General features: G+C 37.2%; 13 protein-coding genes and 1 pseudogene. 3 read left to right on the top strand and 11 right to left on the bottom strand.

What is annotated here, in order from left to right:
• The 9 genes from JFN88_RS07110 to JFN88_RS07150 form a co-directional block, all read right to left on the bottom strand.
• Positions 1 to 912, bottom strand: a 912-nt coding sequence (locus JFN88_RS07110; protein WP_199018638.1) for an MFS transporter, incomplete at its 3' end; no start/stop codon positions are given.
• Between the two features lie 139 nt (positions 913 to 1,051).
• A complete protein-coding gene (locus JFN88_RS07115; RefSeq protein WP_199018639.1) occupies positions 1,052 to 1,981 on the bottom strand; it encodes a sugar phosphate isomerase/epimerase family protein in 930 nt (309 codons plus the stop codon).
• The gene (locus JFN88_RS07120; RefSeq protein WP_233167525.1) at positions 1,972 to 3,219 is read right to left on the bottom strand and encodes an aminotransferase class III-fold pyridoxal phosphate-dependent enzyme; all 1,248 of its coding nucleotides are present in this window, start codon (positions 3,217 to 3,219) and stop codon (positions 1,972 to 1,974) included. Before JFN88_RS07120 ends, JFN88_RS07115 begins: the two co-directional genes overlap by 10 nt.
• Positions 3,216 to 4,217 carry an ROK family protein gene (locus JFN88_RS07125; protein ID WP_199018640.1) on the bottom strand — a complete coding sequence of 334 codons (1,002 nt, stop codon included), beginning with the start codon at positions 4,215 to 4,217 and terminating at the stop codon, positions 3,216 to 3,218. The genes JFN88_RS07120 and JFN88_RS07125 overlap by 4 nt, the downstream gene beginning before the upstream one ends.
• On the bottom strand, positions 4,195 to 5,394 hold the full coding sequence (locus JFN88_RS07130) for a sedoheptulose 7-phosphate cyclase (RefSeq protein WP_199018641.1): 1,200 nt from the start codon (positions 5,392 to 5,394) through the stop codon (positions 4,195 to 4,197). The genes JFN88_RS07125 and JFN88_RS07130 overlap by 23 nt, the downstream gene beginning before the upstream one ends.
• A gap of 51 nt (positions 5,395 to 5,445) precedes the next feature.
• Positions 5,446 to 5,787, bottom strand: a complete 342-nt coding sequence (locus JFN88_RS07135) for a cupin domain-containing protein (protein ID WP_233167527.1) — start codon at positions 5,785 to 5,787, stop codon at positions 5,446 to 5,448.
• A complete protein-coding gene (locus JFN88_RS07140) occupies positions 5,780 to 6,742 on the bottom strand; it encodes an alcohol dehydrogenase catalytic domain-containing protein (protein WP_199018642.1) in 963 nt (320 codons plus the stop codon). Before JFN88_RS07140 ends, JFN88_RS07135 begins: the two co-directional genes overlap by 8 nt.
• Positions 6,743 to 6,769: 27 nt before the next feature.
• Entirely contained in the window at positions 6,770 to 7,414 is a 645-nt protein-coding gene (locus JFN88_RS07145) for an HAD family hydrolase (RefSeq protein WP_199018643.1), read from the bottom strand.
• Between the two features lie 34 nt (positions 7,415 to 7,448).
• On the bottom strand, positions 7,449 to 8,078 hold the full coding sequence (locus JFN88_RS07150) for an HAD family hydrolase (RefSeq protein WP_199018644.1): 630 nt from the start codon (positions 8,076 to 8,078) through the stop codon (positions 7,449 to 7,451).
• 620 nt (positions 8,079 to 8,698) lie between these two features.
• Between JFN88_RS07150 and JFN88_RS07155 the strand changes: the two genes are divergently transcribed.
• The 3 genes from JFN88_RS07155 to JFN88_RS07165 all read left to right on the top strand — a co-directional run bounded on the left by JFN88_RS07155 (position 8,699) and on the right by JFN88_RS07165 (position 10,596).
• Positions 8,699 to 9,505, top strand: coding sequence for a galactosyltransferase-related protein (locus JFN88_RS07155; protein WP_199018645.1), 807 nt, complete (start codon positions 8,699 to 8,701; stop codon positions 9,503 to 9,505).
• 156 nt (positions 9,506 to 9,661) lie between these two features.
• Positions 9,662 to 10,153 (top strand): transposase, encoded by a 492-nt coding sequence (locus tag JFN88_RS07160; RefSeq protein ID WP_199018646.1) that lies wholly within the window; start codon positions 9,662 to 9,664, stop codon positions 10,151 to 10,153.
• Positions 10,154 to 10,455: 302 nt separating this feature from the next.
• Entirely contained in the window at positions 10,456 to 10,596 is a 141-nt protein-coding gene (locus JFN88_RS07165; RefSeq protein ID WP_199018647.1) for a hypothetical protein, read from the top strand.
• 596 nt (positions 10,597 to 11,192) lie between these two features.
• Here JFN88_RS07165 and JFN88_RS25145 read toward each other — a convergent pair.
• Both JFN88_RS25145 and JFN88_RS25150 read right to left on the bottom strand, forming a co-directional pair.
• Complete coding sequence (locus JFN88_RS25145; protein WP_199018648.1) at positions 11,193 to 11,360, bottom strand: hypothetical protein; 168 nt, start codon at positions 11,358 to 11,360, stop codon at positions 11,193 to 11,195.
• Positions 11,361 to 11,366: 6 nt separating this feature from the next.
• Positions 11,367 to 11,432 (bottom strand): annotated as a pseudogene (locus tag JFN88_RS25150) (S-layer homology domain-containing protein); the annotation flags it as partial.
• Between the last annotated feature and the right edge of the window lie 302 nt (positions 11,433 to 11,734).

Below are 11,734 nucleotides of genomic sequence, written 5' to 3' on the forward strand. Positions count from 1 at the left end.
AATGATTACAATATTATTTGACCAAAATATTAAAAGCAAAGAAATGATTGCATATCCAATTGATGATGTATAAATATAATTTTTTTGAGCATTTTGTTTTGTATTATAAGACATGATAAAGCTTGTAATCACACTTATGATTAACAACGTCATACTCATATAACCCACGTAGTCTTCTTTACCTAAACTGCGGAAAAGCAAAATATCAGTTAGGAAGTACATTAACCCGTGAAGTAAACCAATAATAAACCAACCAATCAAAACAACGAACCAATTTGGATTTTTTTTCATCAACAGGCCCATATATTTCAATAAAAACTTTTCATTTTTACTTTTGTTATTCAACCAGAGACTTCCTAATGCTGTAATAAAGAATAGAGTAAGTGCCGCCATAAAAATAATATAGTAACCTTTCATTTCATTCTGGTTAACTATAATATTGCCCGCAAGCGAGGGACCAATAATACTGAGCGTAGTATTGATTACAAAACTTATGGAAATATATTTCATGCGGTTGTCTTCCGTTGTAACATCGTATGTAATCAAAGCATGGCCCATCCAATACAATGCCAATCCGATTCCATGCAATACTGCAATCCCATGATAATAATCGATAACATTTTGTTTAAGAATAAGGATGCTGGCAAAGAAAAGTGATATCAGACAAATACCTATTCGATAGACAGTTACCTTTCCAAATTTCTTGGTTAGTCTCCCTCCCAAAATACATGCAAACACCATGGTTCCAAAAGCAATTAAATTGTACGCAGCATTAATGCTTACACTATTACCAAGCTTCCATAAGAATATATTAAGAAACACTGAGGTCAATGCAGTACCAAGCGTATATAAAGAATGCATAACTAATAAAATGATTGCTTCCCTCGAGTAATTGTATTTCTTTAAGTTCATAAACTTCCTCCCCCCATGGATTTCTAGATATGAATATAAATGAACTCAATCTCAAAACATTGGACTTAACAAAAGAGGAAACTTCCACCTTTCGTTAAGTCCTTTTACAGATTGTATAATTAACACTTTTGATTATAAATTACTTATATAACAATGGATTTAAAAATTCAATTGATTTAGCCAAACCTTCATCAACAGAGAAAGTTGGATCCTCATACTCTATAGACAATACCCCATTATATCCATTCAATTTTAACGCAGTTAACGTTTTTTTCCAATTTATATCTCCCCAACCGGGAATTCTGAATCTCACTCCTCTTGTCGGCCGGCTCAAATCCCCGTGAGGAAGCAATCCCGATATTGCTTTGTAATGAGTAAATTCCGCGTCTTTTGCATGAACATGAACAATTTTTTTCCCAAGATAATCTATAAATTGTGCAGGTTCTATCCCGACAAGTATCAGGTTTGAAGGATCCAAACAAATCCCGAATGAATTTGTCTTAAACAAGTTAGTGACCCTGATTGCCGTCTCCAAATCATATGCTATTTGTTGAGGACCTACTTCGTGCGCAAACACAACGCCAGCTTTTTCATAATACTCAAAAATTGGCATCCAACGATCATATGCAAGCTGTAGTTGACGATCCCAACCGTCCTTAGAAGGCCAAGGATAATATTGAGAAAAATCTTTACATCCTAGATACCCTACAACTATAGGAATGTTGTATTCTTGGGCTACATCTGCAGCAAGTTTGGCGCGTTTTACCCCAAAAGCAACTTGCTCCTCTTCAATACCTTTAAAAAAATGCTGTGTTGAATCTCCATGCGGCCCCAACACAAGCTGCGCATCACGGTGCAAAGTTAAGGAGGATATGTTTAAATCAAATTTTTCTATCAATTTAGTGTATTTGTTGTAATAATCGCTAGTTAAAGCAGAATCTAAATCCATATGCTTGCTTCCCTGATTAGCGACTACTTCAATAGATTTAAACCCATATTCATTTATTTTTGCAAATGCATCCTCTTTGCTTAATTCTTGAAATGCCCTAGTAAATAGTCCTAGTTCCATAACAGTTCCACCTCATTAAACGCTGCCGACAAAATATCCAGCGCTTCATTTATTTGTTCTTCTGTTACAATGATCGGCGGTTTAACGACAATTTTATTTTCAAAGAGCCGGAAAAAGACACCTTGATCGATACAATGATTAAATATGGAATTTGCAATTTCCTTATTAAGATTAGAGTCCCCTTCTTCAATTGAAATGCCATGCACGAGCCCTGTTCCTCTATAAATAAAATTAATTTTTACGTTTCGTTTTATTTCCAATAGCTTTCTGGAAATCAATTCCCATTTAGGATTAATTTTAAAGTCTGTCTTCTTTAACTCGTTAATGCACGCAACGGCAGCAGCACAGGATAGAGCATGCCCCCCATGTGTAAAGTCTGCATCATTGTAGTTAAGCACACCGTCCAACTCATCTTTAATTAATATACCCGACAGTGGATGACCAGCTGATAGACCTTTCCCCATTGTAATAATATCCGGAGATACGTTGTAATAGTTAGCTGCAAATAGACCTGGAAGCCATCCAAAACTTTGATTTTCATCAAGTATGAACAAACAACCATTTTCCTTACAGATGGACTGAATACCTTTCAAAAAATTAGCAGTGCTATCGCCGACAAGAACACCAGCATTCACCATCATAGGATCTATAAGGATTGCTGCTACGTTACCATGGTCTTCTATTTTTCTTTCAATGATATTTAATACTGGAACATAGTCATTAGGCTCTCTGAACTCGGGCCAATCCACAAATATCACATCTTCGGTATTACCCAAAAATATTTCGGGATCCCTCATATATCCCCGAAGTTGAATCGTTTGAGTGGTTTGGCCTGTATGTCCCATAATGAAAGAGACAATTCCCGTCTTTTTCGTATATTTCTTTGCAGTCTTAATAGCTGCTTCATTTGCATCCGAACCGTCGCACATTTTAATATTGACTTTGTTAAACCCTGGAGGCGCAATACTTACTAAAGCTTCGGCAGCCTGTAGATAAGGCAACGATGAAAATCGGCTTGAGGCATAGGTTAAAGTAGCTGCTTGATGTTGAATTGCTGCTACAATTTCGGGATGGCATTGACCCAAAAGCAAATTTAAAGTCTGGCTTGAAAAGTCCATGAAACGTTTATCGTCTGTGTCCCAAAAATACACACCTTCACCTTTTTTAATAGGTTGTGTATGTAGGTTTGGCCATGTGTTTTTGGCTAAATATTTTGAATACTTTTCTGTCAATTTCAAAAGATCAGCTCCTTCGATTTATTATATTTTAAATAGTTGCCCATACCGTAAAGACCATTCAAGTCGTCAGACTTCCCCAACTTAACCATTTTAATGATTTCATTTTCTGTTTTACCCATTATGCCCATCTCAATCAAATGCTCATTAAGGTACCGAATATACTTTTGACCAACAGAGCAAGCAAAACCACCAATGATTATAAAATGCTCAATTCCAACTAGCGAATAAATAAAATGAATGCCACTTGCAATAGGAAGAGCTCCTTCTTTTACAATCATTTCTGAAAACGCGTCCTCCCTATCTAAACCTTGAATTAAATCATACGTCGTTATCTTTTTTTTTCCATTAAATATAGACTTCTTATACAGATCATGCTCTTTAACGATGTAGCGATTCGCTATTTGTTCTACTCCTCTTCCAGAAGCAATAGCTCCAATATGTCCCTTATAACCACACCCACACAAGAAATCTTTATACTCATTCCCAAAATAAGAATGCCCTAACTCCCCTCCATAACCCGATGCGGACAATAACGTTTCTTTCTTCCAGAATAATTTATTCCCAACTCCGGAAGACACGGTAATGATTCCGAACGTACCATTATTCTCTTCAATATAGCGCCATCCCGCAGCTGTTAGATCGTTAATAATTACGACCGGAAGGTTCGGAATTAAATTTTTTATCTCTTTCATCAAAGGATATGGTTTATCCATCGGTCCCCATAAAGTCGGTGCCTCCTGCACTTCACCGGCGCTATTTACTGGACCGGGAAATCCAATCCCGATTTCCGAAATAACATATCCCTTATTTTGATAATGTTTATACTTTTCATATATAGAGCGTACTAAAGCCTCTTTAATTTGAAATGATGTCACACCTTTTGAATTTAAGTAATTGACGGAGTCGAACTTCTCATTTTCTAAGAGCGTCATTTCCTCATTTAAGACACCTGTCCTAAAAGATGTCCCACCGATATCAAACACCAATGCTATTTTCATCCGTCACGCTCCCCGACAACTGATAATTCTTTAGATTCTCAAAAACTACTTGAAGGAGATAACATGGAACTTCATCGAGGCTTTTAATAAAGGTTGCTTGCCCAATTTCGGTAGGTATAACCAAATTTAAATCCCCCCCTCGGTGAAGCACGATATTTATTAATGATTTATACATTAATTGGGTGTTATAAATCTTTTCATCATAAATGTTTACACCAATGTTGAGTATTAAATTGAGAATCCTATTCCTCTCATTCTTCGAAATTTTATTTAATAAATAGGAAATCTCTGTAGATATTGCCATATCCATTGCTACAGCAATGCCGTGTTTAACTCTATAATTTGTATACTCTTCTATAAACGGACTAAATGTATGGCCAAAATCAACTAGTCTCTCTAAATCATTTTCATAGAAGTTTATAATCAACTGCTTCAGCATTCCCACAATCGCCAAATTATTTACTCTATTGGAAATTAATATATCCCCTTGATATCTACCTTCTATCAGCACTGCGTAATGAGATTCTACTAGTTCAAACAGCTCCATATCTACAATAATTCCCATTTTAATAATCTCTGATAGTCCGCAAACAATTTCTTTGACCGGCAATGTTTTCAAAAAATCTATATCATTAATAACGTTGACAGGAGGATGGAAAGCTCCGATATAATTTTTAGATCCTGAAAAATTTACACCTGTTTTTATGCCTACTCCCGCATCAATGTGTCCTACCAGCGTCGTCGGAATGCGTATATAATTAAGTTTCCTTTTAAAGATAGAACTTGCAAAGCCCACAATATCCATAAGAATACCGCCGCCGATAGCAACCATCAAGGACGTCCGATCTAATCCAAACTCTTTACCGGCTTTGCATACGGACAGAACATTTTCTATGTTTTTATTGGCTTCAGTTGTATTAATTATTATAATTTTAAACATCTCTGGTTTATAGTTTCCTTCAAAATAGTTCCTTATACGCTCTCCATATAATGTTTCGATTGTCTCAGAAATAACAATAAGCAGCTTTTTCCCCTTGCAGACATTCAAAATAGCAGTGTTATTCAAGTCGAATATATTGTTCGTTGTGACTACATCAAAGGAAAATTCATACTGACTAGTTGTTTTAATTATATTGTTATCCACCCTCAACCCACTTAGCACATCCATATTCTGCATAATTTGCTCCTCTTAATCACATATTTATAATTGGTATAAAATCCATACCAATTATTGTTTGACTTGAAAAATAAAAATTTTCATATCGTCAGATGAATGATTTATTAAACCGTGTGTACCATTTATTTTGTTGATAATCACATCTCCGCTCTTCACATTATATTCTTTACCTTCTATTGACATAGTGCCACTACCTTCAACAATAAAATAAATCTCCTCGTTATAACCGTGCTGGTGAGTGCCAATACTTACGCCCGGTGGCACCTCGATATAATCGATAAAATCTATATTGGTGGCAAAATCAATGGTGTTATACGCCCTTACTTTTCTAAGATTTCCCACTCCGTTATGGCTAATTTCAGTTTCTTTCTCGCATTCGTATACATTAATCAAGACAAATTACCCCCCTTATTATCTTATTTTCAATTGTACTTTTTATACTGTTCTCCAAATCATCGAGATGTCTGTAAAAAGTAAACATCTCTTTCATTGGGATTGTTTTAGAAGATATCAAATCTATAGCTTCAGTCACATCTGACCTAGTGGTATGTTTCGAAAATAACAAAGTAATCTCATTATTGCGAAAGTAACCTAATGATAGCGGGTGATTAAAACTACTAAAACACAACAATTGCCCTTGTGGAACGATAAAGTTAACTAACTCGGAAAGCAGTTCCGCATTTCCGGTTGTATCAATTTGTATATCGTATTTATCTAATTCTGAAATTGATGTCTTTACTATATAATTTGGAAGTTTTTTGTTGATAAGTTCCGCTTTTTTTTGATTCCCCCCAAATAAATGCACCGTGAAATTCTTCGCCATCAAAATTGATGCATATAAAATAGCTAAAAATCCAGTCCCATTAATCAGCACTTTTTTGCCGCTTGTAAGATTTAATCGATTTACTCCGCGCACTACACAACTTAAAGAATCTAGAAAAACATAGTCGCCATAATTGTCGGATTTAGGGAGTTTGTAAACGCAATATTCAACACTTTTTTTAGGAATCGATACATATTCGGCAAATGACATTGGCATAAGATGCGGTGATTGGCACAGGTGCAAAAAACCAGAATTGCATCCAATACAGTCCATACATCCATGTTTATGAAAAATATTAACGTAATCTCCTCTTTTAAATTTCTCAAAATCGTAAACTACTTCTCCAACCATTTCATGACCGAAATAATGAGAGTTATTAGCTAAATAATTTTTAATATCTGAAGTACAAACTCCAAGAAATTTGGTTTTAATCAACATTTTGTTATCGTCTTGCAATACTTGAGTATGGTTAAACTCAATTTGTTCTTTGTCCTTCAAAATGGCTGTAGTACCCATTATTATCATATTCGTTCACTCCAATTTGATCCTATGTTAGACTATAAGTTTTTTAAAGTCTGAAATTTTGGTAAAGTAATGATCAGGTTGCAAATGAAATGCCGAGGTTTGGAAATTCTCTAGCCAATGGACTCCCACCGTTGTTACCTGTGCAGATTTTCCCGCTATAATATCTGCTTCACTGTCACCGACAAAATACGCATCCTGAGGTCCATACCCTAATGTGTCTAAGGCTTTAATTATGCCTTCCGGATCAGGTTTCGGGTTAATTACATCGTCAGAAGAAATGGTGATGTCAAACATATCTTCTAATTGAAGAAGTTCCAAAGAGATATTTAGACTCCTTCGTCCTTTTCCGGTTATAATACCAATTTTTTTCCCTTCTTCTTTTAATTGATGAATAAGATCAAGAATCTCCGGATTGATAGAAATGTACTCCATATGCCGCTCTGTATACACTTTATAATAATGCTCAACTGCCGCTCCAACATCTTGCCTTGAGCTTAAATGCTGCTTTATAATTTCACTTTCACTCGGACCGAATAAAGCAATGATTTCTTCATTCGTTTTATCTACTTTGTCAAAATGTTTGAAAACCTCTTGGAAGGAGCAATAGACGAGCAACAACGAATCAACTAATGTACCATCAAAATCAAATAAAAAAATCTGCTTTTGTCTCATAATTCAAAGTCTCCTTTTTTCGCTATAAGCTTCTTTATGATGTGATTAAACCCCATATATCTTTTGGATTGCTTAACTTTTTCTGGGTTAAAATTGAGTCCGGGTTTTTACAACCCCAGAGGGCCAAGCCAAAATCGACGCCAGAACTTTGAGCACATTCCATATCGTATATGGTGTCTCCTATATAAATAGAATTACTTGGAACAGCACCTGATATTTCAAGAAATTTCAGAATAGGGTCAGGATGTGGTTTATGATTTGCAGTATCGTCTGCGCATACAATATGCGGCAAATATTTCATAAGTCCAAACGGTACAAAGTCATCTGCCAACTCCTTGCGGGTCTTGGAAGTCACTATGCCTACAACTATTTTATTTTCCATAAGGGATTCCAGAAGCTCGGTTATTTCAGGGAACACTTTTATAAAATGAGAAAATTCCTTCATAAAAAAATTCCATCTCTCGTTTACTCTATCTATATCTTCATCTGGAATTCCCAATTGCTTTAGTGACCGTGCCCCTGGAATACCAAGAACAAATTGAAGCTGCTCAAACGCATATTCTTTATTACGATACTCCATTAGTGCCTTTTGAAGTGAATTTATCACTGCCACTTCTGTATCGATAAGCGTACCGTCAACATCAAAAATCACCGTTTTGTACATAATTCCCTCCAGTATATTTGTTTAAAAAAACACTTTGCATGTTAAATCCAATAATCATACTCGATTGAAAATTGAGTAAAAAGAACAATTTGCCTCGCTTATCCACCTGGAGAATCAATCATTATTTGGTAGTTATTATCTAAAATAATATAACACGAGAAACAAATCAATCATTTTTTTGTAAAAAAGGTACATTTATTTATTTAATAAGAATTTATCCCAATTATAGTAGAAAATTATCCCTAACTGCTAATTAAGTGTGCGCATGGATCCTCTATACTGAGTTAGCCAATAAAAACGAGGGGGTGTACAATATATGTATTCTTGATGTACGGCCGAATCGTTTAAGATCATTCGTGAACCAGGTGGCTTCCAGAGTCCTCGTCTATTGGAACTGGAATTAATTTTCGCTTAAATTTGGAATAAAATTAATTTAATAATCTATTATAGGGTTATTATCCTTTATTAAGCACCAAATATAAAAATTGTTTGATTTACTATTAACAATTCATCTATAATAAATTTGTCTCCCTCTAAAGCCGGTCCCGCTGCTCAACGAATTTATTCCTACAAGTTTGGTTAAACCTCTAACAAACTCTAGCTAATAAGGAGAATACCTTATGCAAAATCCCCAATGCTCATTTATTATTCCGTATAGAAAAAGCACACCTGATCGTGAACGAAATCTTAAAATTACATTGCAGTGGATTAACCGTTTTTTTCCTAATCAAGAAATCATAATCTCCGAGATGGATGAACAACCCAAAATGGAATTAAATAATTCTCCACATACCGTTCAACATGTATTTAAGAAAGATACCGGAATTTTCAATCGTTCTTATGCTAGAAATTTAGGAGCGTTGCATGCCAATAACGATATATTATTATTCACTGATAATGACCTTATTATGGATCCCGAAGCTTTATTAAATTGTATTCAGCAGTGCACGGATGTTCAAGCTGTAAACCCCTTTTCGATTTGTATCGATTTAACAGAAGAAGAACTAATTCATTATAAAGTTAAAGAGAATGATCCAACAGCTTTTAATGAATTATTTCGCTCGTTTAATACTCAAGACATCTCTCGTCATCGCGAAGCGTTAGTTTTTGCGGGTGGGATATTAATCATTAAAAAAGATTCTTTTTTTGAAATTGGCGGATGGCCACAAGAGATGATCGGTTGGGGCGGTGAAGATAATGTACTCACATATAAAATTGAACAGTTGCTGTCTCATAGATCATTTAATCATTTTGTATACCATTTGCCGCACAGCCGTACTTCATTTGACTGGTACGATCATCCTGAATACCAAGAAAATTGTAACAAAATGAAGCGAATATTAGAGATGAGCACAAGTGAGCTCATTAAATATTGCAAATCGGGAGTACAAAAAAACAATTACCAGATGAACCACCATGAACTGTGACCCGAATAGTTGGACAGAATTAAAGAAAGAATCCTGTGTTAACTATATAACTGTACTTGCTTAAAATCAGTTCCATGAAATGTAAAAAGAGACATACTTGACTCTCGGCGTAAAATAGAAGTACCACCAACCACCCTACGCAGGAGAGAACAACACATGTCTCATACGTATACGTTAACACAACAAAACCATTGGAACAATCTTTTTCAGCAGTGGAAACTCCCACTTTATTTCACCAAACCCGTGCTCCATCACATCCGGTACTTCGTAGATGGCATGCTTTCTCTTGGATTTTCTCGTACCTTAACCGACATCCATCGGGAAAGCTTGCAGGATCGAGATTGCAGAACCTTAAGTCATTTCTTATCTCACGGAAGCTGGGACGCACAGTTCCTTCAATGCATCGTTCAACGTATAGCCTTTCAGCAAATCAAAGCGAACGCTCTGCGAGAACATGGCCCGATGTTAGTGATTCTGGACGACACCGTGTGCGAAAAAACCAAGCCTTCGTCTCAGGCGACGCACACGATTCAAGGGGCTTCGTTCCAGCACTCTCATCTCAAGGGACAGAACGTATATGGGCATGCCGTTGTTCAAGCTCTGCTCCGATCAGGTGATCAGGTGTATCCATTTGCTACGGAACGGTAAGACCCGGAAGGCAAGAGCAAAATTGCCCTGGCTTGCGAGATGATCCAAGCGGTCCCGATGTCCACGTGTCCAACCTACGTGCTGATGGACTCGTGGTATCCCTCGTCTGCGGTACTTCAAGCGAGTGCAAAACAAGGCTTTCATGTCATTAGCGGTTTGAAAACGAACCGTATTTCTATCCGCAAGGCATTCGGCAATCGCTAAAAAGCTTTGCTTCCTACATCTCGAAATCGGATACCGATCTGGTCACCATCGGCTCCTCCGCTTACCGGGTATATCGCTATGAAGGGAAGCTTAATCTCTTGGAAAATGCCGCCCTGCTGCTATGCTGGGAAGAAGGTCAAGGTTTGGATCCCCACCGCATGAAGGCTTTTCTAAGCACCGATGTTTCACTAACCAACGAAGAAATTCTAAACGACTACAGCAAGCGTTGGGCGATTTAAACATACTTTCGAACCGCTAAAGTCCGTCTGGCGATGGATCGCTACCTGACCCTGCTGATGTTTGCTTAGATGTGCTGCATCTATGATGGCCCTGGAGGCTTGATCGATGGTTTACATCATTACCGCTCACTGAAAAAGCAGGACATGATTGCGTATATTTATTACCAAGCTCAAGCCGGGGCTACATTAGCCCAGATCAAAACGCAGCTCAGAATGGCATAGGGATACTGCCGGCTTTTTTCACTTCCAAATTATTGAAGTGATTATTGGCAAGTACAGTATATAACTGTATTTATCAATAATAACCGTTTCATTCTCTTGACCATCAGTATATACATGCATATTTTTCCTATTAATTTTGTATAATTTTCTACTATAAGTATACATTTTAAAATCCTTCCGGACGCTCACCTTCCCATATATCGCAACTGATCCTAGAAAAACAAGAATAGTTACGAAAATATGAATTATCTTAAAAAAACGGGACAGTCACGCCGCGTGCCTGTCCCCCAGTATTGTACAATACTCTAATCGTTAGTGATTAGCCTTCATAAGATAGTAAGCTCTCATCGCCACCACAGTTGCCATTCCCCTCGTTACTTCAGCGTTTGGTGGAAACGGTTGTTCCAACCAGACATCATTCCGAGCGCCGCTATAGTCCGCACTTCGTTTGCAGCCCAATCTGACACTTGCGGCATATCTTTGAGTCCTGTGTCTTGATCTGTTGCTTGCAAGGAAAGCGCTCTGACCACCATTACGGCCATTTGCTCGCGAGTAATTTTATCGTTCGGATGAAATCCATCGGGAAAACCTTTGACGATTCCTGCCCGATAAGCGGCGTTTACGTGCGGCTAGAACCAATCACTGCGAGTAACATCGCTGAAATCGCTGAATTTTTGTTCCGTGCCGCTATCTACTTTCAAGCCGATAATCCCAACCAGGATTGTCGTAAATTCAGCTCTCGTCATCGATGCCTTCGGATAAAAAGCGCCTCCTCGACCAAGCGCATTTGGGTCGCCTCGCCTATAACGCTAATCGCCCAACCCAATATGAGCGCCGGGGCGGAAAATGTAATTTGATCCCATACGGTTTGGCCTGTCACAACGGATGCAAGGGCAATGATTGCATACTGCGTTGC

Origin of the sequence: Paenibacillus roseus (genome assembly GCF_016424485.1) — a bacterium.
Classification (GTDB): Bacteria; Bacillota; Bacilli; order Paenibacillales; family Paenibacillaceae; genus Paenibacillus_D; species Paenibacillus_D roseus.